General features: G+C 66.3%; 21 protein-coding genes. 10 read left to right on the top strand and 11 right to left on the bottom strand.

Features of this window, described 5'->3' with window-relative positions; genetic code table 11:
• Positions 1-134 precede the first annotated feature (134 nt).
• Positions 135-1,334 (top strand): MFS transporter, encoded by a 1,200-nt coding sequence (locus tag WJU27_RS20230; RefSeq protein ID WP_020165727.1) that lies wholly within the window; start codon positions 135-137, stop codon positions 1,332-1,334.
• A 69-nt stretch (positions 1,335-1,403) separates the two neighbouring features.
• On the top strand, positions 1,404-1,856 hold the full coding sequence (locus WJU27_RS20225) for a hypothetical protein (protein WP_341423241.1): 453 nt from the start codon (positions 1,404-1,406) through the stop codon (positions 1,854-1,856).
• Positions 1,857-1,876: 20 nt separating this feature from the next.
• Here the strand turns inward: WJU27_RS20225 and WJU27_RS20220 are convergent, their stop codons facing one another.
• The 11 genes from WJU27_RS20220 to msrA form a co-directional block, all read right to left on the bottom strand.
• Positions 1,877-2,323, bottom strand: a complete 447-nt coding sequence (locus WJU27_RS20220) for an SRPBCC family protein (RefSeq protein WP_296813344.1) — start codon at positions 2,321-2,323, stop codon at positions 1,877-1,879.
• 101 nt (positions 2,324-2,424) lie between these two features.
• Entirely contained in the window at positions 2,425-2,997 is a 573-nt protein-coding gene (locus WJU27_RS20215) for a dihydrofolate reductase family protein (RefSeq protein ID WP_341423240.1), read from the bottom strand.
• Positions 2,998-3,161: 164 nt separating this feature from the next.
• The gene (locus tag WJU27_RS20210) at positions 3,162-3,548 is read right to left on the bottom strand and encodes a hypothetical protein (RefSeq protein ID WP_341423239.1); all 387 of its coding nucleotides are present in this window, start codon (positions 3,546-3,548) and stop codon (positions 3,162-3,164) included.
• Positions 3,467-3,973 carry a BrnA antitoxin family protein gene (locus WJU27_RS20205; RefSeq protein ID WP_341423326.1) on the bottom strand — a complete coding sequence of 169 codons (507 nt, stop codon included), beginning with the start codon at positions 3,971-3,973 and terminating at the stop codon, positions 3,467-3,469. Before WJU27_RS20205 ends, WJU27_RS20210 begins: the two co-directional genes overlap by 82 nt.
• Positions 3,974-4,042: 69 nt before the next feature.
• Positions 4,043-5,089 (bottom strand): hypothetical protein, encoded by a 1,047-nt coding sequence (locus WJU27_RS20200; protein ID WP_341423238.1) that lies wholly within the window; start codon positions 5,087-5,089, stop codon positions 4,043-4,045.
• Between the two features lie 378 nt (positions 5,090-5,467).
• The gene (locus tag WJU27_RS20195; protein WP_341423237.1) at positions 5,468-5,953 is read right to left on the bottom strand and encodes a hypothetical protein; all 486 of its coding nucleotides are present in this window, start codon (positions 5,951-5,953) and stop codon (positions 5,468-5,470) included.
• Positions 5,954-6,304: 351 nt separating this feature from the next.
• Positions 6,305-6,553: a hypothetical protein gene (locus WJU27_RS20190; protein ID WP_341423236.1), complete on the bottom strand. Its 249-nt coding sequence runs from the start codon at positions 6,551-6,553 to the stop codon at positions 6,305-6,307.
• A 279-nt stretch (positions 6,554-6,832) separates the two neighbouring features.
• Positions 6,833-10,801 carry a translocation/assembly module TamB domain-containing protein gene (locus WJU27_RS20185; protein WP_341423235.1) on the bottom strand — a complete coding sequence of 1,323 codons (3,969 nt, stop codon included), beginning with the start codon at positions 10,799-10,801 and terminating at the stop codon, positions 6,833-6,835.
• A 3-nt stretch (positions 10,802-10,804) separates the two neighbouring features.
• Positions 10,805-12,574, bottom strand: coding sequence for an autotransporter assembly complex protein TamA (locus WJU27_RS20180; RefSeq protein ID WP_341423234.1), 1,770 nt, complete (start codon positions 12,572-12,574; stop codon positions 10,805-10,807).
• A complete protein-coding gene (locus WJU27_RS20175) occupies positions 12,575-13,249 on the bottom strand; it encodes an FKBP-type peptidyl-prolyl cis-trans isomerase (protein ID WP_020165742.1) in 675 nt (224 codons plus the stop codon). It abuts the gene before it with no gap.
• Positions 13,250-13,288: 39 nt separating this feature from the next.
• A complete protein-coding gene (gene msrA / locus WJU27_RS20170; protein ID WP_341423233.1) occupies positions 13,289-13,843 on the bottom strand; it encodes a peptide-methionine (S)-S-oxide reductase MsrA in 555 nt (184 codons plus the stop codon).
• A gap of 165 nt (positions 13,844-14,008) precedes the next feature.
• On the opposite strand from msrA, the gene WJU27_RS20165 reads away from it, so the two are divergent.
• From WJU27_RS20165 to WJU27_RS20130, 8 genes are all read left to right on the top strand, one after another.
• On the top strand, positions 14,009-15,028 hold the full coding sequence (locus WJU27_RS20165; protein ID WP_341423232.1) for an AAA family ATPase: 1,020 nt from the start codon (positions 14,009-14,011) through the stop codon (positions 15,026-15,028).
• Between the two features lie 14 nt (positions 15,029-15,042).
• Positions 15,043-15,894: a DUF58 domain-containing protein gene (locus WJU27_RS20160; RefSeq protein ID WP_341423231.1), complete on the top strand. Its 852-nt coding sequence runs from the start codon at positions 15,043-15,045 to the stop codon at positions 15,892-15,894.
• Between the two features lies 1 nt (position 15,895).
• Positions 15,896-16,957: a nonribosomal peptide synthetase MxaA gene (locus WJU27_RS20155; RefSeq protein ID WP_341423230.1), complete on the top strand. Its 1,062-nt coding sequence runs from the start codon at positions 15,896-15,898 to the stop codon at positions 16,955-16,957.
• Complete coding sequence (locus WJU27_RS20150) at positions 16,954-17,982, top strand: vWA domain-containing protein (RefSeq protein WP_020165746.1); 1,029 nt, start codon at positions 16,954-16,956, stop codon at positions 17,980-17,982. The genes WJU27_RS20155 and WJU27_RS20150 overlap by 4 nt, the downstream gene beginning before the upstream one ends.
• Positions 17,979-18,518 carry a hypothetical protein gene (locus tag WJU27_RS20145; protein ID WP_020165747.1) on the top strand — a complete coding sequence of 180 codons (540 nt, stop codon included), beginning with the start codon at positions 17,979-17,981 and terminating at the stop codon, positions 18,516-18,518. The genes WJU27_RS20150 and WJU27_RS20145 overlap by 4 nt, the downstream gene beginning before the upstream one ends.
• Positions 18,515-19,492, top strand: coding sequence for a VWA domain-containing protein (locus tag WJU27_RS20140; RefSeq protein ID WP_341423229.1), 978 nt, complete (start codon positions 18,515-18,517; stop codon positions 19,490-19,492). The genes WJU27_RS20145 and WJU27_RS20140 overlap by 4 nt, the downstream gene beginning before the upstream one ends.
• 323 nt (positions 19,493-19,815) lie before the next feature.
• Complete coding sequence (locus WJU27_RS20135; RefSeq protein ID WP_020165749.1) at positions 19,816-21,618, top strand: methanol/ethanol family PQQ-dependent dehydrogenase; 1,803 nt, start codon at positions 19,816-19,818, stop codon at positions 21,616-21,618.
• Positions 21,619-22,069: 451 nt separating this feature from the next.
• Positions 22,070-23,872: a methanol/ethanol family PQQ-dependent dehydrogenase gene (locus WJU27_RS20130; protein WP_029143830.1), complete on the top strand. Its 1,803-nt coding sequence runs from the start codon at positions 22,070-22,072 to the stop codon at positions 23,870-23,872.
• Positions 23,873-24,132 lie beyond the last annotated feature (260 nt).

Below are 24,132 nucleotides of genomic sequence, written 5' to 3'. Positions count from 1 at the left end.
GAAGCAAGACTCAGGATGCAAGGTTCGACAAGCACGGTACAAGAAAAAGTCTGCCGGAACTGCACTGCACAGTCGATTTCGCGCGACCAGATTTTCCTTGTATCTTGCATCTTGTCGCTTGCACCTGTCTTTCCATGCCTACCGCCCTGTCGGCCGTGCTGTGCGCCGCCCTCTTGCTGATGGTGAGCATGGGTGTGCGGCAATCCACCGGTCTGTTCATATCGCCGATCAATACGAGCACCGGCTTGGGCATCGTCAGCCTGAGCTTCGCGCTGGCCATCGGCCAGTTCATGTGGGGCGCAATCCAGCCGGTGGCGGGTGCCGTGGCCGACCGTTACGGTCCGGGCCGCGTGCTGGCCGCGGGGCTGATCGTGCTGGCACTCGGCTGCGTGCTCACCACCTTCGTCGACAGCACCTTCGGCATGACGATGACGCTGGGTGTGCTGGCCGCCGCCGGCTCCGGCGCGGGCAGCTTTTCGGTGCTGATTGGCGCCGCCTCGCGCCGGCTCGATTCTGCGCAGCGCGGCCAGGCTGCCGGCATCATCAACGCAGGCGGCTCGCTCGGCCAGTTCGTGTTCGCGCCGCTGGCGCAGAAGCTCATCGCCAGCGTCGGCTGGATGGGCGCGATGTACGCGATGGCCGCCGCCGCACTGGCCGCGCTGCCGCTGGCACGCGCGCTGCGCGCGCGCGAGCCGCACCCGCAGCACGCAGCCGGTGGCGACGGCGGGCTGCGTCGTGCGGTCGGCGACGCGATGCGCGACCGCAGCTACCTGCTGCTGCACGCCGGCTTCTTCACCTGCGGCTTCCACATCGCCTTCCTGATCACCCACCTGCCGGGCGAGGTCGGCCTGTGCGGTCTGCCGGCCGAGGTGGCGAGCGGCGCACTGGCACTGATCGGGCTGGCCAACATCTTCGGCAGCCTGCTCGCCGGCTGGGCGGTCGGCCGCTGGCGCAGCAAGATGATCCTGTTCTGGATGTACGCCTCACGCGCGGTGCTGGTGCTGATCTACCTCGCGTCGCCGCGCACCGAATGGACCTTCTACCTGTTCGCCATCGGGCTCGGCGTGACCTGGCTGGCCACCGTGCCGCCGACCGCGGGCGTCGTCGGCAAGCTGTTCGGTACCCGCTACCTCGCCACGCTGTTCGGGCTGACGCTGCTGTCGCACCAGACCGGCGGCTTCTTCGGCGCCTGGCTGGGCGGACTGGCGCTCGAACACAGCGGCAACTACCAGTGGATGTGGTACGCCGACGCCGCACTGGCCGCCGCCGCCGCGCTGGTGAATCTGCCCATACGCGAGGCGCGCGTCGTGCGCGCGACCGCCGCGGCCACGTAGGCGCTCACCGATGGCGTTGCGCGCGCAGCGGCGCCACAATGCGGCGATCACAACAAGAGGAGACACCGCATGAGACTGCTCGGCACACTCGGCATACTCGTACTCGGCCTGCTGGCCGCCTTCGTCATCGCCAACTGGCACGTGCTGGCGGCGCCGGTCGAGGTGTCGCTGCTGGTGGCAACGATCAACGCCCCCGCGGGTGTCATCCTGCTCGGCGGCACCGCCCTGCTGCTGGTACTGCTCGGCGCCTACACACTGAGCCTGCACACGTCCACCCTGCTCGAAGCCCGCCGCCACGCGAAGGAACTGCGCGAACAGCGCCTGCTCGCCGACCAGGCCGAAGCCTCGCGCTTCACCGAACTGAGCAGTGCCATGCACAAGGAGTTCGCCGACCTCAGGGTCGAACTGCAGAAGGTATCGATCGAGTCATCGAACTCGCTCGCCGCCGCCATCGGCGAGGTGGAGGACAAGCTGGATCGGGCGCTGGGGACGACGGGGGCCAGCTCGACCGCACTGCGTTAGGACAGCCCGGCTGGAGACCTTCACTCGCGTATCTCCGGCTCCACGAGCAGGGTCAGCAACTGCAGCGACTGCTGCCAGCCCAGGTAGCAGCCTTCCGGCGGAATGACGGCCGGGATGCCCTCCTGCACGATATTCATGTCGACGCCGCAGGACACGGTCTTCAGCGTCACCGTCGTCTGCATGGTGCCCGGCAGGTTCGGATCGTCGAACACCGCGGTGTAGCGCAGCGTCTGTCCTGGAATCAGCTCCAGATACTCGCCGCCGAAGGAATGGCTATGACCGGTCGTCAGGTTGGTGAAGGACATCCGGTACCTGCCACCGACGCGCGGCTCCATCAGATGAACCTTGGCGATATAGCCGTGCGGCGGCAGCCATTTGGCCCACGCGTCAGGATCAAGGAAGGCGCGATAGACGCGGTCGGCAGTCGAAGGGATGACGCGATGAAGCCGGACGGTATGGGTAGACATGATGAACTCCTTTGCCGAGGACAACCCTCTGTTCACTCGACGGATGGCAGGCGCCGGTTTCGACAGGGCGGCGTGCCCCGTCGCTGCTCCGGCCCGCCCCGTCAGACCGCGGGGGCGATCGCGCCTGAAGGCACCTGATAGCGCAGTTCGGCGAAGCCCGTGCCCACCTGCCTGACCGACACGAGCACCAGCGGCGGACTGGTGAGCTGGCGGGGAAACAGCGGCTTGCCCCTGCCCAGCGTGACCGATCCCACCTGCACGATGAGCTCGTCCAGCAGCCCGGCGTCATGGAACTGCCCGGCCAGATCGCCACCGCCGACGATCCAGATATTCCTGTCGGCTGCCGCCGCGCGCATGGCGCCATGCACGGGTCGCACATCGCCCCGGACGAAGCGGATGTCGGCGCCGGGAACGGTCGGCAGGGTCCGCTTCGAAAACACCCAGGTCGGCTGGCTGTAGGGCCAGGCCGCGCCGGTTTCCGCGGCCACCGTGTCCGCGTGACGCAGCATCCATTCGTAGGTGGACGACCCCATCGCCAGCGCACCGACCTCGGCGATGAAGGCCGGGTAGCTCGTGTCGCTGACATCGCCCAGCGGAAACAGCCAGTCCAGCGAGTCGTCCTCGGTGGCGATGAATCCGTCGAGGCTGGTGGCGGTGTAGTACTGGGTTTTCATGGAAGTACCTCGGGGAAGGTGCGGATGGACGTTCTGGCGCGGGGCTGCCGGGCGCTGTCGGCCACGGACAGACATGGCCCTCGGGCTCACGTAACGAGATGACCCGCGACGTGCGGAACGGCGAAGCCGCGGTAACGAGCCAGTCGTCCACGCCGATCTGTCCGCTAGGCTACGCGCTCACGCAGATGCACGATATTGCCCTCCGGGTCACAGACATTGCGCACCTGCATGCCGGGGCCCGGCCATACAGGCCCCCAGACCCGACCGCCACATTGCTCCGCAATGCGCTCCGCCGCCACCAGACTTTCCACCGTGAAGAAAGGCTTGATGGCCTGCTCCTCACGCGCCACCGGCGGCTCCTCAATGACGATGGAACGGCTGTACTGCTCGGGGATGGCGTGGATGATGAGCTGGACGTCAGGCGTCTGCAGGACTCTGTGTTCGTCGTCTGCATGCAGCACCTCGGCGCTCAGGACCTGTTCGTAGAAGGCGGAAACGGACGACAGATTCTTCGCGTAGATGAGCACACCGGTTCGTGCGGGGGCGGACATCTGGACCTCCAGGTTACTTGAGTCTCCTCGCACCGACCTTCGCGCAAGGCCATTCGGACGACGGCTTGTGCAGCGCCCTTCGACCGCGACGGGCCTTTAGCCAACTGCTCCGCCATGCGAGTTTGCCAACCGGGACCCGTTGCACGCCAGCGCTCGATGACCTCGGGCGGCAAGCGAAGGCTGATGAGTTGACGAGGATTGGCAGACTTGGGGCGACCGCCCTTGTTGACGACAGCGCGCGCCAACATGGCATTGGTCAGTTCGGGTAGTTCCTTGTATTCGTGCGGCTTGACCACATGGGCATCGACACGCTTGAGATCAGAGCCCGAGGAACGGCGCGAGACGGTTTGTTCACGATGAGCGGCGCAAGAAAAGAAGCAAGGACGTAGCGCATTGGTTTTATGCTGACGGCCAACGTTCGACATGAGCGGCATGACGCGGCAGGCAAAGCCTGCCGTGGCATGTCCGCTCGATGGAGGGGTTAGCGGCCTCGTTCATGGCGCAGGCAGTTGTAGCTTTGCGGCCAGCTTCTCAACTACGAGTACCGAATCCGATGGTGGAGCTGAGAGCGATCCGTGAGCAATCTCGTCCCTGATCGTCTTCAAACGTTTGAAATCTTCGACATCCGAGTCCGAGAGTTGGGGCCACTCACAAAGAACGCACCAAACAAACCGATCCCTCAGGTTTGTCCATCTTTCGCGCTGATTGTTGAAGAAGGCCCGCGTGGTTGCGACCGCATGGGACGGCGGATCGACGAGAGCAGCGATCTGCTTCGGATGGTCGATTGTCGAGAAAGTGGCGTGGGTCTCGATCTCGATGGCCAAGAAGAAGTACAGAAATCTCTTGAGTGGATCGTCCTCATGGAGGGCGAGGTGATAGAACCGCGCGACCTTCTGCTTCATGTGACTAGCAATTGACATGGCAGAGGCCAGTCGCTCTGCGGTTTGATCTGCAGACAAGCGGGTTGAGCCGTAGCCAGAAGCCGACATGAGAAAACGTGTGTCAAGAACGGTCCGGCCGTCGCTCGCAACGCCATAGAACGCACGATCGGTCGGCACGAACTTGACCGGTTGATCATGCAGCGAAAAACTGCTGGCAAGGCCGGCAAGGAGCGCGGGCAGCACATCCTGCCCCCATGCATGTAGCTCAACACGTGCCTGAGGGAAGCCATCGTACGTAATTATCGTTGGCTCATCGACTTTGGCGTGAGTGCCGGCGAAGGTGTGCTGATCGGTCGGGCCTAGGTGAACAACCAAGTAGGGCGGTGTGCATTTATGCTCCTTCTGCCACTCTGGCTCACTGTCCGCAAAGTCGTCGTCAATCAGTGTGCGACAGACAGCGTTGACACTTGCTCCAACAGCAAGTTGATATTGCTTTCCAGCGACAGCGCCGGTACGACTTGGAAGCGACTGCTCATCTACTGAAAAGCCTCGAATCTCATAGACGTGCAGGTAGTGGAAACGCGCGGAGATCGACGCGTGCGGAGGAAGCGGCTGATACCCCATGCTCTCAAGGACGGCTGTCGACAGCTGCATAGCCATTGAATGGTGGTTTTGAGGCGGCTAACGACGCTGTAGAAATACCCCATTCCGGGGCAAGCGGTTGCGTCCGGCCTTCGCCGGCTCGAAGTCGTTCATCCTCATTTCAGCCTTCCGATCTTCTCTTCATCGTCGTCCCCTGACGTCTGCCCCCAGCCGCTGCCGGGCGTGCTCGAAATGGCATCGGTCTCGCCCGCCAGCCTACCTAATTCGCGTATCCATGGTGCCTGGGCTTTTCGATGTTGCACGGAGAACAGGAACAGACCACCTTACGTCCGAGCGCGATAACGTGGTCTGTCCCCATTTACATTAAGGTTTCCGCCGAAGAGTGTGGACATCGTTTTGAAGACGGCGAACGTTGACCGCCGCTCCAGCAACGGATTAAGCGTCAGCTTCGCTCATATCACGAAGCACCCTTCGGTATCGATGCAGCCCGACCGCAAGAATGAGTGCGGACGACATCCACAGTAAAGCGAACAACAGATTCCAGATCGGGAGTTTTTGAGGCAGGTCGGTAGGGGTTGTGAGCATGAATGCGAACGCACCATAGACAAGCCATCGCCACCTCCATGGGTCCTTACCTGGCCTGGCAAGCAGGAACGCGGCGAGCAACAAGGGGTTTGCTAGCCAAGCTGCGGAGAAACCCATACTGACAGCGAGGTAGCCCATTATCAGCATGTACAGGCCTGAACCGTCTGGCAATAGCAACGAGAGAACGTACGCGCCTACGCTAAAAAAGTAGAACATGCGGAACCGGCTGCGATGCTGGGCCTCGCGTTGTAGGACTCGGTGCTTCGCGACGCGCTGTTCGAGCGCGACAGTCTCGCTGGAGGACGTCTTCGGTTGATGGGCTTCGATCTCCTGCATGGTCGCATGGCTTGGACAGCCGCAGGCCGAACACATACGAAGATAAGGTACATTCGTAGAGTCGCAGGCCAAGCAGCGCCAAGAGTACGAGGGCGTCACGTGAGGCTTAACGTTTGACATGAGAGGCCTGACCCGGCTTGCCGGGGCAGGTCCTCTCGATGGAAGGGTTAGGCCGCGCGCTTGAGGGCACAGAGCCTCCATGCATTGTGCGTTGGGTGACGCCGCCTGCAAACAAGCGGAAGTCACCGCCACGAGCGAAGCTGATGGCTGCACGGCCTGCGGCGCCAGGCGTTGCGCCGTGACGCAGTGCCGACAAGAACCACCTTGGCTTGAAGGAGATCGAACTACGTTTCATTTGGCAGCTGACAACCACTTGCCCAATATGCGAATGAAGTGGGAAATCGTTGCAGCGCCAGTATCTAGTGAGTAGTCGCTGTGCCTCGCAACGTAGGCGGACAGATCGCAATCAGCATGCTCCGCGACAAGTGCTGCTTTAGCTTCTTCAACTAGTGCAACAACTGGGCCTAGGCCGTTTAGTGAATAGATCAAGATGCATTCATCCAACGATGGAGCGGCTCCTTGATAGAGAAACTTGTCCATGAACTCAGTGAGTAGCGGGTAGCGAGTCTCAAGATCCATGCGAGGCCTAACGTGAGGTCGACGCCAGATTCGGCGAGTAAGCCGGCGTCTGTCCGGAAAAGCAAACAAACCGGACACCGGATTTTCTTTTCATTTCGAACCCCTCCGTCTGCCTACTCGTTTACTCACGGTACGAAAAAACCGTGAAACCGGACACCCCGCCAACCCATGTCCGCGGCCTTTGGAATTCCATTCAATTATGCACGGAATGGATAAGCACGTGATCGCGGCCCACACGCCCTACTTGAACGAGAACACATACCTCACGTCCACCGCCTGCTCGGTGCCGGTGCTGCCGATCAGCGCGAGGTGGCGGGTGAGGTTCCAGGTGAGTTTGACGACGCTGGTGGCGCCCGCCACGCCTTGTTCGTAGGTGAGCAGCGCGTTCGATGACAGGCGCTTGCCGACGCTGACGACCTGGCCGCCGACGGTGGTCGCGTTGTTCGACGAGGTGACGACCTGGCTGCGCGGGCCGGTGGTCGTGCTGCTCTGGGTCAGCGCGATCTGGTCCAGGCCGAGCGCCTGCGCGAGCGAGCCGGTGATGCCTTCGCCTTCGCCGCCGAGCAGGGCGCTGGCGGCGGTGGCGAGCAGCGACAGGTCGGAGCCGCCGGCGCGGTCCTGGCCGCGGCCGAGCACGATCCACGACAGCTTTTCGCTGTCCGGCATGGCCGAGTCGGACACCAGCCGCACGCGCGGCTTCAGCACCGTGCCGCTGACTTCGACGCCGGCCTGCACCGGCAGGTTGGGACGGATGGCGCGCACGTTGAGACCGGGGTTGGACACCGAGCCCTGGAAGCTGATGACGCCGCGCTCGATCACCAGGTCCTGACCGTAGGCGCGGTAGCGGCCGTCGACGGTGCGGATGTTGCCGGTGGCGCGCAGGCCGCGGCCTTCGTCGCGCAGCGCGAGCTGGCCGGTCAGTCGCGTATCGAGCCCGCGGCCCTTGAAGTAGACGCGCTCGCCGAGATCGACGTCGATCGCCAGGCCGAGCGGCGGGCCGGCGGCCTCTTCCGGCGTGCGGCCCTTGATGACCACGTCGTCGCCGAGCGTGGGCGCCGACTGCTCGGGCACGGTGAACAGACCGGCGTCGGCCTTCAGCGCCAGCTGCAGTTTCATGCCCTCCTTGGCCGAGCCGCGCACCGTGCCATCGCCGGACAGCATGAGCCACTGTTCGCCGCCCTGCAGCGGCACGAAGCGGCGGATGTCGATGGCGATGTCGGCGCGCGTGGTGGCGAGGTCGACGCTGCCGCGCGCCGACAGCCGACCCGGTTCGCGCGTCAGGCCGGCGGCGCCGAGCCGTGCATCCGGCGGCGGGCGGCGGTTGTCGCTTTCGAAGCTGAGCGACTGCAGCGTCAGGTGGTCGCCCTCGAACTGCGCGCGCAGTTCGCCGCGCTCCAGCTTCACACCGGCATCGATCAGCGCGAACGCCAGCGCGTCGCCGTCGATGCGCCCCGACAGTTCAGGTGCGCGCAGCGTGCCCGCCAGCTTCACGTCTCCGAGCAGCCGCCCGGCGGTACTCATGTCAAGGCGCAGCGTGCGACCGACCCAGGCGAGCGAGGGCACGTCCAGCGTCGCGCTGCCGCGCGTCGGCGCGTCGAGGTCGGGCTGCCACAGGCTGCCGTCGCGGCGCAGCGGCAGCGCCACCTCGGCGCGCGCCTCGCCGATGTCCGGCCCGGCCAGCACCGCCTTCGCCAGTGCTTCGCGGCCGGCGAAGGTCACATCGACGCGCGCCGCCGACAGCGCGAGTTCGTTGCGCGTTTCGCCCGACACCACCACGTTGCCGGCTTCGCGGAACAGCGACAGCGTGCCGTCGACGCGCTCGTCGCCGGCCAGCAGTGCGGCCAGCGACCAGTCGGCGCCAAGCTTCAGCGGCGCGCGCACACTGATGCCGGCGGCGCGGTCGCGCCACACCAGGCGCAGCGGCACGCCGCGCGCGCGGCCACGCGCGTCGAGCCGCTCGGGTGTCCAGCCGGTATGCGCCAGAACCAGTTCGCCACCGCCGGTCAGTACGAAGCGCGCGTCGTCGAGCGTGGCCTGCTGCGGCGACGCACTGAGCCGCGCCGGTGCGCTCAGCGTCGCGCTCAGTTCGGACGAAATCACCAGCGCCAGCCGGTCGACGATGCCTGACCAAGCCGGGCCATCAGCCAGCCCGCCGTGCGCGGCCAGCTTCAACGACGGCTTGGCCGGCGTGTCACCACGCTCTGTCGGCGGCGCGCCGGCGACGACGTCGGCATCCAGCGTATGTGCGGCGCGCGTGCCTGCGATGTCGATGCGCAGCTGCTCGACCGGCACCGGCGCCTGCGGGCTGCGCAGATCGGCGGCATCGAGCGCGAGGCGCAGGCGGCCGTCGGCGCCCGGTGCCAGTTCGGCGTCGATGTCGGCGCGCGCCAGGCTGCCCAGTTCGCCCAGTGCCAGTGCGCGGGCCTGCAACTGCAGGCGCCCATGCGGCGCCGAAATGCTGCCGGCGAGACGCCCGCTGCCGGACACGCGCCCGGCCAGCGTCTGCCCGGTGAGTGCGCGCAGCGCCGCCAGATTGCGTGCGTCGAGGGTCCAGTCCAGCGCGTCCTGCGCGCCGCCGAAGCCGCCCTGCGCGGCCAGACTGTTGCCCGACCAGTCGAGCGCGACATCGACGCCGGACAGGCGCTGCCCCTGCAGGCGCAGCTTCGCGCGGCCGGCCAGCGGCTCGCCGATCAGCGTGCTCGGCTCGATGTCCAGCGCGGCGCGCAGATCGATCTGCGGACCCAGACGGCCGGCGGCGTCGAAGCGGGCCGACAGCGACGCGGCCGGTGCCTTCACGAAGGCCGACGGATCGAACTTCTGCAGTCGGCCATCGACCGTGAAGGCCAGCGAGTCATCCAGCTTGAGCGTGCCGCGCATGCCGGCCTGTGCGCCGCGCGCGGAAAGATCGGCCTGCGCCAGCGTGAGCAGCGCGTCGGCGACATGGCCGCTCGCCTTCAGCGCGAGGCGGCTGGGGCCGCGGTCGGTCAGGTCGACGACAAACTGCTGGCGCGCGCCCGAGGCCTGGATATCGATCCGTCCACCGAGCTTCGTGCGCACACCCTGAGCGTGCAGTTGCGCGCTGTCGATGTCGCGCAGCGTCAGTGCGGCGGTGATCGGTAGGTCGCCGCCGCTGCGCCAGCCAACCTCGCCACTGACTTCGCCGCCGCCGGCCAGCGCGAGGCGCAGATCGCGCACATCGACCGCCGCCACGCTTGCTTCGATGCGTGCTGTCAGCGCGGTCACCGGTGCCCGCCCCTGATCGATACGACCCGGCGCGGCGTTGGCCGCGCTCAGCGTGCCGGTCAGCGCAAGCGCGTCGCCGTCGCGCGGCGCCAGATCGGCGCGCACCGTCCACCGACCGGACGGCGCCGATGGGTCCAGGCTGCGCGGATCGAATTCGTCGAGCGCCAGCTTCAGCGCGGCCAGCGGTTGCGCCGCGAACGACCGCACGCCGACGCGTGCGGTGCCCGACAGGCCATAGCCGCTGGCGCGCAGATCGACGTCGGCCGCTTCGGCCAGCGCGCCGCCCAGCGTGGCCTGCGCCGCGTAGTCGGCCGCCTTGAAGTTCAGTTCGCCGTTCAGCGCGAAGGGCGCGGCGCCGTCGAGCTGCAGCCGGCCGTCGAGCCCGCCCCAGGGCGTGCCGAGCGACAGCGAATCCAGGCGGTGCGTACGCCCGTCTGATTCCATCTGCGCGTTCAGCGCGTCGAGCACGATGTTGTCGACCGCAGGGGTGGCGTAGTCGGCCAGCACCAGCCGCCCGATCTCGACCTGCGCGTTCAATGACAGCGGCAGTTCGAGGCTGGATGGCACCACCGGCGCCTCGTCGCTGGGCGAGGTGGCAATGCGCAACTCGTCGACCGTCAGCCGGGCGATGTCGAGCCGGCCGCGCAGCAGCGCCGAGGCGCTCCAGTCGAGCGCCACCGTCCGCGCGTCGATGCGCAGGCTGCCGTCGTCATGCACCAGCCGCGCCAGACGCGGCGTGTCGACCAGGCTGCCACTCGCGACTTCGATCTGCAGCGCCGGCACGGCCCACTGCGCAGCCGCGGCCACTGCTCGCAAGCCGCTCTGCGTCGCCAGCGCCCAGTACGCGAAGAGCAGCGGCAGGGCGAGAAGCGCCAGATCGGTCAGCGCCGGGCCGCTGCGGCCAAGCCGACTGCGGGCGCGCAGACTGCGGCGTGCGGGCGGGGACTGATCGGTCGAAGAACTCATGTCTCAGAACGCGATAGCCAGCGAAAAATGCGGCCGCCACTGGCGCTCACGTTCGCCGTAGGCAAGGTCGAAGGCGATCGGGCCGGCTGGCGAGCGCCAGCGCACGCCAGCGCCGGCGCCGAAGGCGGGCTTGAAATTCTCGCGCGTGTCGGCGGCGTCGCCGGCATCGACGAAGAACGCCGCGCCCCAGGTGTCGGACGTCCAGTGCACATACTCGACACTGGCCACGCCGAGCGCGCGGCCGCCGACGATGGCGCTGCCCTGGCGCACGCCCAGTTCGAGGTAGTCATAGCCGCGCACCGTGGTCGAGCCGCCGGTGCGGAACAGGAAGTCCTGCGGCAGCGATTCGGTCACGCCGCCGGTGAGGCCGAGCTCGCCGCGCAGGATGAGCTGGTCGCGCTGGCCGACCGGGATGAACCACTGGCCCTTCAGATAGCCGCGCAGGAAGTTGGTGTCGGACAGCAGACCTTTCACGCCGCCGCCGATCTGCGCGTTCAGCACCCAGCCGTCACGCGGGTTGAACAGGTCGTCGACGCGGCGCCAGGTCCACGAGGTGTTGAGCGCCAGCGACTGCTGCGTGCTCTGCACCAGGCCGTCGATCTCTCGCTGTTCGCGCTGCAGGCTCAGCGAGTGGCGGATTTCGACGTCGCCCTTCACGCGTGCGCGCACGATGCCGGCGCCGACCCGGCGGGTGATCAGGTCCTGGATGTCGGCGTTCTCGGCCAGCACGCCGAAGCTGTCGCGATAGCCGTCCTCGTGCGGCGGAAGCATGACGTCGGCGAAGGCGATCTGGCGCAGCTGTTCCAGCCGAACCGCGCTGTTGAGCAGCCAGGAACGCTTGAACAGATTGTTGTCCGACCAGCCCACCTCGCCGCGATAGCCGGTATTGCTGCTCAGGCCGGCGCCGAAAGACAGGCGGCGCGAACTGGCTTCGGTTACCGCTACGCGCACCGGCGTCGCGTCGGCACGGGCTGGGTCGACGTCGGCGAGTATCTGTACCGAACTGAAATAGGGTGACGACAGCAGTGAGCGCTCGAAGGCGAGCACCGCTTCGGTCGAGTATGGGTCGCCCGGCTTGATGGTCGAGTAACGGCGCACCAGATCGAGGTCGTGCAGCGCCAGCCCGGTCGCCTCGATGTCGCCGAAGCGGAAGGCCGGGCCACTGTCGAAACGCACGCTGAGGTCCACGCGCGCACTGTCCGGGTCGACTTCGGCGCGGCTGTCGCCCATCACGGCGGCCGCGTAGTCGCGCGCGGTCAGGTCTTCGAGCAGCGTCTGCTTGGCGGCCGACCAGTCCGCCTGGCGGAAGGGCTGGCCCTCGGCCAGTCGCCAGCCGGCACGCAGTGCGGCACGGCGGGCCGCACGTTCGTCGCCCTCGCCCGCCAGATCGCCGTCGAACACGATGGACACCGACGACACGCGTGTCCGCTCACCCGGCTCGATGCGCAGCACCGGTGGCTGGCCGGCGATGTCGAAGGTGGGGCTGAACCAGCCCTCGGTGGCGAGCAGCTCGGTCATTTCGCGGCGCACGCGGCGCAGCGCGCGCCGCTCGGCGCGTTCGTCGTCGAGCGGCTCGCGCAACTGCAGCGAGCGGGCGTGAGTGTTCAGCATGTCGAGCACCGGCTCGGGCAGTCCTGGCGCCTCGATGGTCAGGCGGCCGTGATCGACGTCGGCCGGCGCCGTCTGCTCATCAGGCCGATCGACAGCTTCGTCTGCCGCCTGCGCCGTTGCGCCGGCAAGCAGCAGGCCGGCGCAGAGGATGAAACGGCGCAATCAGCTCGCGCTCAGCAGCTCGACCTCGAACACCAGCGTGGCGTTCGGCGGAATGACGCCGCCAGCGCCGCGGGCGCCGTAGCCCAGTTGCGGCGGAATCGTCAGCTTGCGCACGCCGCCTTCCTTCATGCCAGCGACGCCCTGGTCCCAGCCGCGGATGACCTGACCGCCGCCCAGATTGAAGCTGAAGGGCTGGCCGCGGTCCTTGCTGGAATCGAACTTGCGACCGTTGGTGAGCCAGCCGGTGTAATGCACGCTGACACGCTGGCCCGGCACCGCTTCACGGCCGGTGCCTTCGGTGATGTCCTCGATTTCCAGTTCGCCCGAATTGCGGATGACCGACAGCAGCTCGACCTCGAACACCAGCGTGGCGTTCGGCGGAATGACGCCGCCGGCGCCGCGCTCGCCGTAACCCAGATGCGGCGGAATGGTGAGCTTGCGCACGCCGCCTTCTTTCATGCCGGTGACGCCCTCGTCCCAGCCGCGGATGACCTGACCGGCGCCCAGCTGGAAGCTGAACGGGTCGTTGCGGTCCTTGCTCGAGTCGAACTTGCGTCCGTCGGTGAGCCAGCCGGTGTAATGCACGCTGACCTCGTGACCCGATGCCGCTTCATGGCCGGTGCCCGGCGTGGTGTCCTCGATGACGAGGCCGCTTTCGGTAGTGCTTGAAGTCATTGTGTTCATCCCGCGAAGTTGGAAAAGAATGAAGTGTACTCAGCGCAGCTGGGTTTTGACGCGCCCGGCAAACAGTTTGCGCAACTTCGCCACCTTGGGCGCGACCACCGCCATGCAGTAGGGCTGCAGCGGATTGTGTTCGTAGTAGGCGACGTGGTGATCCTCGGCCGGCCAGAACTGCACCGCGCCCTCGATCTGCGTCCGCACCGGTGCGGCATAGGTGCTGGCTGCCGTGAGACGGTCGATGGCGGCGCGCGCCGCCTGCCGCTGCGCGTCGTCGCGACAGAACACGACCGAGCGGTACTGGGTGCCGACGTCGTTGCCCTGACGGTTCTCGGTGGTCGGGTCGTGCAACGCGAAGAACACATCGAGCAGCGCGTCCAGAGTGGTCAGCGAGGCGTCGAAGGTGACGCGCAGCACCTCCGCGTGCCCGGTCTGGCCGGCGCAGACCTGATCGTAGGTCGGGTTGTCGACGTGGCCGCCGGCATACCCCGGCTCGACCCGTATCACCCCCTCGACCCGGTTGAACACGGCTTCGAGACACCAGAAGCAACCTCCTCCAAGAATCACGGTCTGCGTGGGCACGGCATTCATCGTTCTCCCCCTGTCGTTGGTCTCCCGATCCTGATCGACCGGGCACTTTCCACGAGGTTCATCCGATGAGACAGATGCCTCGCGCTGCAACATGCAGACGGGACACAAACCTTGTATCGTGCGTCGCGTTTCCCGTACCCATAAATCGAGCAGGAATCTCCGCTAATGCTCTCTCAGGAAGCCTTGCAGGACTGGCGTGGCCTCGCGCTGCGCGTGGAAGAGGAAGTGCGTCGCGCAGTGGTCGGGCAGGACGACACGCTCCGGTTGATCAACGTTGCGCTGTTCGCCCGCGGCCACGTGCTGCTCGAGGGTGACGTCGGCGTCGGCAAGACCACCGTGCTGCGCGCCTTCGCCCGCGCCATCGGCGGCGACTTCGAGCGCGTCGAGGGTACGGTCGACCTGATGCCGAACGACCTCGTCTATCACACCTATGTAGATAGCGAGGGCAAGCCGCGCATCGAGCCCGGTCCGCTGCTGCGTCACGGCGAACGCCTGACCACCTTCTTCTTCAACGAGATCAACCGCGCCCGCCCGCAGGTGCAGTCGCTGCTGCTGCGCGCGATGGCCGAGCGCACGCTGTCCGCCTTCAACCGCGAGTACAGCTTTCCGCACATGACGGTGTTCGCCGACCGCAACCGCGTCGAGAAGGAAGAAACCTTCGAGCTGGCCTCCGCCGCACGCGACCGCTTCATGTTCGAACTGCGCATGCTGACGCCGTCGGACGACGACACCCGGCGCGCACTGGTGTTCGATCCGCGCTTCCACGACACCGACGCGCTGATCGACACGGTGACGCCGGGCGTGGTCGACTGGATGCAGATGAACACGATAGGCGCCGCCATCCAGCGGGCGGTGACCGCCTCCGACGCGCTGCAGCGCTACGCGATGGACATCTGGGCGGCCACCAGCGCCCCGGTGAAGTACGGCCTGCAGATCGAAGGCGTGGATATGTCGCGGCTGATCCTGGCCGGTGCCAGCCCGCGCGGCATGGGCATGCTGATGCGCGCCGCGCGCGTGGTCGCCTGGTTCAGCGGACGCGACTACCTGACGCCGGAAGACATCCGCGCCGTGCTGCCGTCGACGCTGGTGCATCGCGTCTTCTTCACCCCGGTGTACGAACTGCGCCGCGCCGAACTGGCCGATGCGCTGATCGCGCAGATGCTGGAGCGGGTCGCCACGCCCTGAGTCACGCCGCCGCCATGAGTTTCCAGCGCGACTTTCACTACCGCATGCCGATGCGGGTCGGCGGCCAGCGCCCGGGCGCGCACCGCAGCTCGACCACCGGCAGCGGCCAGGAATTCATCGCCCACCAGACGCTGTTCGACCGGCCGGACCCGCGCCGGCTCGACCTGCGCGCCAGCATCCGCGACCCGGAAGGGCGCTGGCTGGTGCGGGTAAACCGGCAGCGCGCAGGCATTCCGGTCTATCTGCTGGCCGACGTGTCGGCATCGATGGCTTTCGGCTCGGCGGCGAGCAAGATCCAGCGGATGTCGGAATTCGCGCTGTCGCTCGGCGACTCGGTGTTCCGCACCGGCGACGCGCTGGGCATGCTGGCGTACGACGCGAGCGAGCGTACCGACCTGATGCTGGCGCCGATGCATTCGCGCGGCGCCGGCGTCATGATGGCCGAATCGCTGGCCCGCGCCCGCGCCGACCAGCCCTCGACCGCCGGCATCTTCCAGGCCTGTTCGCGCATCGCCGGCAAGCAGGCGCTGGTCTTCCTCGCTTCCGATTTCCACGCGCCGCTGGAACAGACTTCGGCCGCACTCGACCTGCTGTCGCACGCCTACGTCGTGCCGATGGTGATCTGGGACGAGGTCGAGCCGAAGGCGCCGGAGGGCGAAGGTCTGCTCGCGCTGCGCGACATCGAAAGCGGCCGCAGGCGCGGCCTGTGGCTGCGGCCGCAAATACGCCGCCGCTGGGAGGACGCTTTCGCCGAGCGGCGCGACGCGCTCGAAAAACTGTTCTCGTCGCGCGGTGTCCGCCCCTTCTACATGACCGGCCGCTTCGACGCGGACGCGCTGTCACGCTATTTCTTCGAGACCGTCTGACATGCCTTCCTTCTGGAGACTGCGCCTGCTGAGCGCCTGTGCGGCGCTGGCCCTGATCTGCTGTGGCGCCACCCAGGCGCAGGACACAACACCGCCGGCGCCTGCCGCCGGCACCGATGCAGCGGCTGCTCCGGACACGCCGCCGCAGCCCACCGGCTACGTCATTCCGCCGCCGCCGGACCCGGCTGCGACCCCGGCCGAACCCGCCGCAGCGCCGGCCGAACCGGCGGCCGACGTGGCCGCACCGGCAGCGCCGGCGATCTCGGCGGTCAATCCCGAAGTCGATCCGCTGCGCCCCTTCGGTTACGTCATCGGCGACATCGTGACGCAGCGGGTGGTGCTGGAATACGACGGCAAGCCGCTCGAACTGGCCAAGCTGCCGCCGCTGGAGCGCACCGGCAACTGGTTCGAGCGCCGCGACGCACGCGTCGAACGCGATGCGGCCGGCCGCCGCTGGCTGGTGCTGGACTACCAGATCATCAACGTGCCGGAAGAACTGCGCGCGATCGAACTGCCCGCGCTCGACATCGAAACCGCGGTATCGGGTCGCCGCCTGCAGACCACGCCGATGCCGCTGACGGTGGCGCCGCTCACGCCCAACGTGGTGCTGGCGCGCGCCGGACTGGAAGAGATGCGACCGGACGACCCGGCGCCGCACATCGACACCGCGCCCTACGAACGCGGGCTGCACGCCGCGCTGTATGCGGGCGCGCTGCTGGTGGCGCTGTGGGCGGCACTGGCCCTGCTGCGCCAGTTCAACGCGCGGCGGCGCCTGCCGTTCTCGCGTGCCCAGCGCGACATCGCGCGGCTGGATGCCGGTTCGATCGAGGTCTGGCGCCGGCTGCACCGCGCGCTCGACGACACCGCCGGCCAGGTGGTGCGCGATCACAACCTGCCGCTGCTGCTCGCCCGCGCCCCGTGGTTGGCCCCGCTGGAAGCGGACCTGCGCCGCTTCTTCGAGGCTTCGCAGACGCGCTTCTTCGCCGACCGCGCGGTCGACGGTGTGGAGCCGCGCACGCTGTGTGCGCAGGCGGCGAAACTGGAACGCAGCGCGCTGGCATGAACGACCTGGTCCTGAACCTGTGGCCCGGTGCGCTCGAACTGACCGCGCCGCTGTGGCTGCTCGCGCTGCCGCTGGCGCTGCTGCCGCTGTGGCCGCGGCGGCGCCATTCGCTCGATTACGGCTGCATAGACTGGCTGCCGCGCGATGCGCTGGGTAATGCCGTGCTGCGCGGCGGTCGCATCGCCGCTGCGCTCGCCATCGTGGCGGCGGTGCTCGGCCTGGCCGGGCTGGCGCAGCCGGCAACCGAACAGCAGCGCACCGGCCGCGGCGCCGAAATCGTCATCGTGCTCGACCGCAGCCGCAGCATGGACGAACCGCTGCTGCCCAAGGGCCGGCAACCGTCGATCGACACCACGGCGGAGGCCAAGGGCAAGGTGGCGCGCCGCCTGCTCGCGGAGTTCGCGGCACGACGCCCCGAGGATCGCTACTCGCTGCTGCTGTTCAGCTCGTCGCCGATGCTGGTCGTGCCCTTCACCCAGCACGGCGACGTGGTGCAGGCCGGCATCGAGGCCGGCGGCATCGGCCGCGGCCTGTCGGAGACCGACATCGGCCGCGCCTTGCTGGCCGGCGCCGAACAGTTCGACCGCCGCGCCTATTCCGGCAGCCGCATCCTGCTGCTGGTGTCGGACGGCGCAGCGCAGATCGACGACGAAATGCGCGGCAAGATCCGCCGCGCCTTCGAACGCAACCGCGTCGCCGTCTACTGGGTGTTCATCCGCTCGGCGCTGAGCCTGGGCCTGAACGCGGACGAGAACGACGGCAACGTGCCGGAGGCGGCGTTGCACAAATTCCTGAAATCGACCGGTGTGCCGTACGAAGCTTTCGAGGCGGAAGACCCGGAGGCGGTGAAGCAGGCGGTGGCCGAGGTCGATCGCCAGCAGAACCTGCCGCTCGACTACGTCGAACGCATTCCGCGGCGCGATTTTTCGGGCTGGTGCTTCGCGCTGGCTCTGCTCGCCGGCGCGATCGCACTGGCCTGCCGTCTGATCACGCGGCCGGCATGGAAGGAGGAGTTGCAGTCATGAAGTTGCGCAGTGTCGCGTCCCTGCTTGCCGCGGGCATCGCGGTCAGCGTCGCGGTGGCGGCCTGGGAGGGCTACCGCCTGTCCAAGGCCCGCGATTTCAATCGTCTGGTCGACAGCGGCATCGACGCGGCGGCGACCCAGGACACCCCGCAGGCCGAGTTCGCGCGCGCGCTGTCGCTGGCGGCGCGCAACGACTACGAAGGCGCAGTGCGTGCCTACAAGGACCTGTCGCGCAGTACCGACGGCGATCTGCTGCAGTCGGTGCTGTACAACCTCGGCAACCTACACCTGCGCGAGGCGCTGCAGTTCGGACCGGAAAGCATAGGCAAGTCGCTGCCGCTGGCCGAGCTGGCGAAGTCGAGCTACCGCGAGCTGCTGCGTCTGAACCCGCAGCACTGGGACGCCAAGTACAACCTCGAGCGGGCGCTGCGCCTGGCACCCGAGCGTGAAAGCGCGATCGAGGAAGGACCTCCGCTGCCGCAGAACAGCGAGCGGGCCGTGACGACGATGAAGGCCTTCACGCTGGGTCTGCCATGATCGCGACGACGCGACAGCTGCTGGCGCGTGCGCGCAGCCCGCAGGCGCGGCCGCTAACGGTGGCGGTGCTGCTGTTCGGGCTCGCCGCCGTGCTGCCGCCGGTGTCGCTGCCGGGTCGCAGCTACACGCACATGGTGGTGCTGGACATCACGCAGAGCATGAACACGCGCGACTACGAGCTGGACGGCAAACCGGTCGACCGCCTGACCTATGCCAAGCACAGCCTGGCCGAGTCGCTGCGCGCCCTGCCCTGCGGCTCGCGCATCGGCTGGGGCGTGTTCTCGGAGTACCGGCTGCTGGCGCTGATGACGCCGGTCGAGGTGTGCAGCAACTATCACGAACTGCTGGCGACGCTGTCCAGCATCGACGGCCAGATGTCCTGGGCCGGCGCCAGCGAGGTGTCGAAAGGCCTGTTCTCGTCGATCCGCGCATTGAAGGATCTGGAACAGAAGCCGTCGCTGGTGTTCGTCACCGACGGTCACGAGGCGCCGCCGCTGCACCCGAAGATACGTCCCTCCTTCGATGGCGAACCGGGCGCGGTGAAGGGGCTCATCGTCGGTACCGGCGGCAGTGCGCTGAGCCCGATCCCGAAGTTCGATCCGGATGGTCGGCCGCTCGGTTACTGGCGTGCCGACGAGGTATCTCAGACCGACACGGCGACGCGCGGGCGCACCGGATCGAGCGCAAATGGCGAGGCGATGGTGGATGAGTCCGGTCAGGCCGTGGCACAGCAGACGGTGGTCGCCGGCACCGAACATCTGTCCAGCCTGAAGTCGCCGCACCTGCGCGAACTGGCGTCGCAGACCGGCATGGCCTACCACACGCTGGCCGACGCCGACGGGCTGGCGGCCGCGCTGACCGCCCCCGAACTCGGTCGCACGCAGTCGGTGCCGACCCGCCTGGGCTGGCTGCCGGCACTGCTCGGCGTGCTCAGCCTCGCCTGGGGTTTCCGCCCCGATCGTTTTCGGCGCTGAGCCCGCGCTCCGGCCGGCGTCTGCCGGCAGACGTTGCATATCGCCACACCCCGGATTCCAGCCTGCGTCCCGCTCGAATGACAGCGGCACACACGCCCCCGCCAAATCCTTGAATCCGGGATATATCCCCGTTTTGACCGTGAATCCGTCCCGACATCGGGGCATCCAGGCTCTTGGTCGGGGGATTCCATCCCGTCGTTGCATTCTGCGATGTATAAGTCCATAACCCGTCAACAGAGAGTCACTTATGGGCTCCGGCGGGGGCCGCCGGTCCGGGCCGTTCAGGCGTGGGCCATTGGGAAAGCAACGAGGAGAAACACCCCATGTCCGTGAAGATGAAACAACTGCCCCTGTGGCTCGCCGCGCTCGCCGTTCCGGGCGCCGCGATGGCCAACGCCGATCTGGCGAAACTGATCAAGGATCCGAAGAACTGGGCCATGCAGGCCGGCAACTTCGAGAACCAGCGCTACAGCACGCTGAACCAGATCAACAAGAAGAACGTCAAGGATCTGAAGGTGGCGTGGACCTTCTCGACCGGCGTGCTGCGCGGCCACGAGGGCGGCCCGCTGGTGATCGGCGGCATGCTGTTCGTGCACTCGCCTTTCCCCAACAAGGTGTTCGCGATCGATCTGGAAACCCAGAAGATCGTCTGGAAGTACGAGCCCAAGCAGGACCCGTCGGTGATTCCGGTCATGTGCTGCGACACGGTTAACCGTGGCCTCGCCTACGCCGAAGGCAAGATTCTGCTGCAACAGGCCGACACCGTGCTGGTCGCGCTCGACGCCAAGACCGGCAAGAAGCTGTGGGACGTGAAGAACGGCGATCCGAAGATCGGCGAGACGAACACCCAGGCTCCGCACGTGTTCAAGGACAAGGTGATCACCGGCATTTCCGGCGGCGAGTTCGGCGTGCGCGGTCGTGTGACCGCCTACGACCTGAACACCGGCAAGATGGTGTGGAAGGGCTACTCGACCGGCCCCGACGCCGAAATGCTGATGGACCCGGAAAAGTCGATGACCTGGACCAATGGCAAGATGGCGCCGGTGGGCAAGGATTCGTCGCTGAAGACCTGGCAGGGCGACCAGTGGAAGATCGGTGGCGGTTCGACCTGGGGCTGGTACTCGTACGACCCGCAGGAAAACCTGATGTATTACGGCACCGGCAACCCGTCGACCTGGAACCCGTCGCAGCGTCCGGGCGACAACAAGTGGTCGATGACCCTGTGGGCGCGTGACGTCGATACCGGCAAGGTGCGCTGGGTCTACCAGATGACGCCGCACGACGAATGGGACTTCGACGGTGTGAACGAGGTCATCCTTGCCGACATCGACGTCAAGGGCAAGAAGCGCAAGGTCGCTGTCCACTTCGACCGTAACGGTTTCGCCTACACGCTGGATCGCGTGACCGGCGAACTGCTGGTGGCCGAGAAGTTCGACCCCAAGGTTAACTGGGCCACCCATGTAGACATGGTGACCGGCCGCCCGCAGGTGGTGGCCAAGTACTCGACCCGCCTGAACGGTGAGGACGTGAACAGCAAGGGCATCTGCCCGGCCGCGCTCGGCACGAAGGACCAGCAGCCGGCGTCGTTCAACCCGAAGAACGGCCTCTTCTACGTGCCGACCAACCACGTCTGCATGGACTACGAGCCGTTCCGCGTCGAATACACCGCGGGTCAGCCCTATGTCGGCGCGACGCTGTCGATGTATCCGGCCCCGGGCAGCCACGGCGGCATGGGCAACTTCATCACCTGGGACGCCGGCAAGGGCAAGATCGTCCAGTCCAAGCCGGAGAAGTTCTCGGTGTGGTCGGGCACCCTGGTCACGGCCGGCGGCATCGCTTGCTACGGCACGCTTGAGGGCTACCTCAAGTGCGTCGACGCCGACGACATCACGAAGGAACTGTACAAGTTCAAGACCCCGTCCGGCATCATCGGCAACGTGACGACCTGGGAATTCAAGGGCAAGCAGTTCATCGGCATCCTGTCGGGTATCGGTGGCTGGGCCGGTATCGGTCTGGCAGCCGGCCTGGAGAAATCCACCGACGGTCTGGGCGCCGTCGGCGGCTACGCCGAACTGGCCAACTACACCGAGCTGGGTGGCGTCATGACGGTGTTCGCACTGCCCTGATCCGCTGTCTGTCCTGGACAACCGGCCCGAGCGGCCGGTGATCGAGCGGCACTTCGCTTTACCGCGAAGTGCCGTTTTTTTTCGCCCGGACTGCCTAATTATTAAGCAATACCAAGTGTTCCATTCCGGAACGTTCCAGCGTCACACAGTGTCGGCGACGCTGTTGCGCGCTGCAACATCCAGCGATTTTTTCCATGTTGCAGCGCGCCACAAGCGAGGGCAATCATCCCGACAAAACGACACTTGGACGCGGAAGAGCACTTTTCTAACAACTCGTCAAGTTTAAAATTTTAAGATCTTGCGGGGAAAACTTCCCGCTGTTCAAAAATCGTGTGCTATATCTTCATTACCTCGACGCCCGGGGGCACTTATGGGCGTCGCAGGGCAACAGCGGCCGGAGCCTACGACATGGGGTGTCCGGTCACATTTTGGTAGCAATGAGGAGGAGCCTATGTCTAGCAAGATGAAACAACTGCCCCTGTGGGTCGCCGCACTGGCCATCCCGGGCACTGCGCTCGCTAACGCCGACGTCGCCAAGCTGATCAAAGACCCGAAAAACTGGGCAATGCAAGCCGGCAACTTCGAGAACCAGCGCTACAGCACGCTGAACCAGATCAATAAGAGCAACGTAAAGAACATGAAGGTGGCCTGGACCTTCTCGACCGGCGTTCTGCGCGGTCACGAAGGCGGCCCGCTGGTGATCGGCGACACCCTGTTCGTGCACTCCCCCTTCCCCAACAAGGTTTTCGCAATCGATCTGGAAACCCAGAAGATCAAGTGGAAGTATGAGCCGAAGCAGGATCCGTCCGTGATCCCGGTGATGTGCTGCGACACGGTGAACCGTGGTCTCGCCTACGCCGAAGGCAAGGTGTTCCTGCAGCAGGCAGACACCATGCTGGTCGCGCTGGATGCCAAGTCCGGCAAGAAGCTGTGGGAAGTCAAGAACGGCGACCCGAAGGTCGGCGGTACCAACACCAACGCCCCGCACGTGTTCAAGGATAAGGTCATCACCGGTATCTCCGGCGGTGAATTCGGTATCCGCGGCTACGTCGCTGCCTACGACATCAACACCGGCAAGCAGGTGTGGAAGGGCTACTCGACCGGCCCCGACGCAGAAATGCTGATGGACCCGGAAAAGACCATGACCTGGACCAACGGCAAGATGGCGCCGGTGGGCAAGGATTCGTCGCTGAAGACCTGGCAGGGCGACCAGTGGAAGATCGGTGGCGGCACGACCTGGGGCTGGTACTCGTACGACCCGCAGGAAAACCTGATGTACTACGGTTCGGGCAACCCCTCGACCTGGAACCCGTCGCAGCGTCCGGGCGACAACAAGTGGTCGATGACCCTGTGGGCGCGTGATGTCGATACCGGCAAGGCTCGCTGGGTTTACCAGATGACCCCGCACGACGAGTGGGACTTCGACGGCATCAACGAAGTCATCCTGGCTGACGTGGATGTGAAGGGCAAGAAGCGCAAGGTTGCGGTGCACTTCGACCGTAACGGCTTTGCCTACACGATGGACCGCGTGTCCGGCGAACTGCTGGTGGCCGAGAAGTACGATCCGAAGGTGAACTGGGCGACCCACGTCGACATGAACACCGGCCGTCCGCAAGTCGTGGCCAAGTACTCCACCCGTCAGAACGGTGAAGACGTGAACACGAAGGGCGTCTGCCCGGCAGCTCTGGGTACCAAGGACCAGCAACCCGCTGCGTTCAGCCCGAAGAATGGCCTCTTCTACGTGCCGACCAACCACGTCTGCATGGACTACGAGCCGTTCCGCGTTGAGTACACCGCTGGCCAGCCGTACGTCGGCGCCACCCTGTCGATGTTCCCGGCCCCGGGCAGCCACGGCGGCATGGGCAACTTCATCACCTGGGACGCTGGCAAGGGCAAGATCGTCCAGTCCAAGCCGGAGAAGTTCTCGGTGTGGTCGGGCGCCCTGGTCACGGCCGGTGGCATCGCCTGCTACGGCACGCTCGAGGGTTACCTCAAGTGCGTCGATGCTGACGACATCAACAAGGAACTGTTCAAGTTCAAGACCCCGTCCGGCATCATCGGCAACGTCAACACCTGGGAATACAAGGGCAAGCAGTACATCGGCATCCTGTCGGGTATTGGTGGCTGGGCCGGTATCGGTCTGGCAGCCGGTCTCGAGAAGCCGACCGATGGTCTGGGCGCCGTGGGTGGCTACGCCGAACTGGCGAGCTACACCGAACTGGGTGGCGTGATGACGGTGTTCGCACTGCCGTAATCTGGCACAGCACAAGGAGGGCGTCTGAGGCGCTCTCCCGTCTGACCCTGAACTGGCACCTCGCGGCAACGCAGGTGCCAGTTTTTTTGCCCGGATGGCACAGGGCCCCGGCGCACCGGCTTGCCGTCATCGATCGCGAGTGCGCCCCGCGCATCGCGCGCGTGGAACAAATCACCGGAATTCACAAAACAAAATCCCCTCGGTCGATGTCAGACTGTCACCTTGAAGGTTTGGCGCCTGCCACCCCTTCGATAAAAAAG

This window comes from Methyloversatilis sp. NSM2 (assembly GCF_038066675.1).
GTDB classification, from domain to species: Bacteria; Pseudomonadota; Gammaproteobacteria; order Burkholderiales; family Rhodocyclaceae; genus Methyloversatilis; species Methyloversatilis discipulorum_A.
This window is presented reverse-complemented; position numbering and strand designations above follow the sequence as displayed.

Coding starts and splice junctions, on each gene's coding strand:
- WJU27_RS20230 (WP_020165727.1), top strand. CDS start 135: ATGCCTACCGCCCTGTCGGCCGTGCTGTGCGCCGCCCTCTTGCTGATG.
- WJU27_RS20225 (WP_341423241.1), top strand. CDS start 1,404: ATGAGACTGCTCGGCACACTCGGCATACTCGTACTCGGCCTGCTGGCC.
- WJU27_RS20220 (WP_296813344.1), bottom strand. CDS start 2,323: ATGTCTACCCATACCGTCCGGCTTCATCGCGTCATCCCTTCGACTGCC.
- WJU27_RS20215 (WP_341423240.1), bottom strand. CDS start 2,997: ATGAAAACCCAGTACTACACCGCCACCAGCCTCGACGGATTCATCGCC.
- WJU27_RS20210 (WP_341423239.1), bottom strand. CDS start 3,548: ATGTCCGCCCCCGCACGAACCGGTGTGCTCATCTACGCGAAGAATCTG.
- WJU27_RS20205 (WP_341423326.1), bottom strand. CDS start 3,973: ATGTCGAACGTTGGCCGTCAGCATAAAACCAATGCGCTACGTCCTTGC.
- WJU27_RS20200 (WP_341423238.1), bottom strand. CDS start 5,089: ATGGCTATGCAGCTGTCGACAGCCGTCCTTGAGAGCATGGGGTATCAG.
- WJU27_RS20195 (WP_341423237.1), bottom strand. CDS start 5,953: ATGCAGGAGATCGAAGCCCATCAACCGAAGACGTCCTCCAGCGAGACT.
- WJU27_RS20190 (WP_341423236.1), bottom strand. CDS start 6,553: ATGGACAAGTTTCTCTATCAAGGAGCCGCTCCATCGTTGGATGAATGC.
- WJU27_RS20185 (WP_341423235.1), bottom strand. CDS start 10,801: ATGAGTTCTTCGACCGATCAGTCCCCGCCCGCACGCCGCAGTCTGCGC.
- WJU27_RS20175 (WP_020165742.1), bottom strand. CDS start 13,249: ATGACTTCAAGCACTACCGAAAGCGGCCTCGTCATCGAGGACACCACG.
- msrA (WP_341423233.1), bottom strand. CDS start 13,843: ATGAATGCCGTGCCCACGCAGACCGTGATTCTTGGAGGAGGTTGCTTC.
- WJU27_RS20165 (WP_341423232.1), top strand. CDS start 14,009: ATGCTCTCTCAGGAAGCCTTGCAGGACTGGCGTGGCCTCGCGCTGCGC.
- WJU27_RS20160 (WP_341423231.1), top strand. CDS start 15,043: ATGAGTTTCCAGCGCGACTTTCACTACCGCATGCCGATGCGGGTCGGC.
- WJU27_RS20155 (WP_341423230.1), top strand. CDS start 15,896: ATGCCTTCCTTCTGGAGACTGCGCCTGCTGAGCGCCTGTGCGGCGCTG.
- WJU27_RS20150 (WP_020165746.1), top strand. CDS start 16,954: ATGAACGACCTGGTCCTGAACCTGTGGCCCGGTGCGCTCGAACTGACC.
- WJU27_RS20145 (WP_020165747.1), top strand. CDS start 17,979: ATGAAGTTGCGCAGTGTCGCGTCCCTGCTTGCCGCGGGCATCGCGGTC.
- WJU27_RS20140 (WP_341423229.1), top strand. CDS start 18,515: ATGATCGCGACGACGCGACAGCTGCTGGCGCGTGCGCGCAGCCCGCAG.
- WJU27_RS20135 (WP_020165749.1), top strand. CDS start 19,816: ATGTCCGTGAAGATGAAACAACTGCCCCTGTGGCTCGCCGCGCTCGCC.
- WJU27_RS20130 (WP_029143830.1), top strand. CDS start 22,070: ATGTCTAGCAAGATGAAACAACTGCCCCTGTGGGTCGCCGCACTGGCC.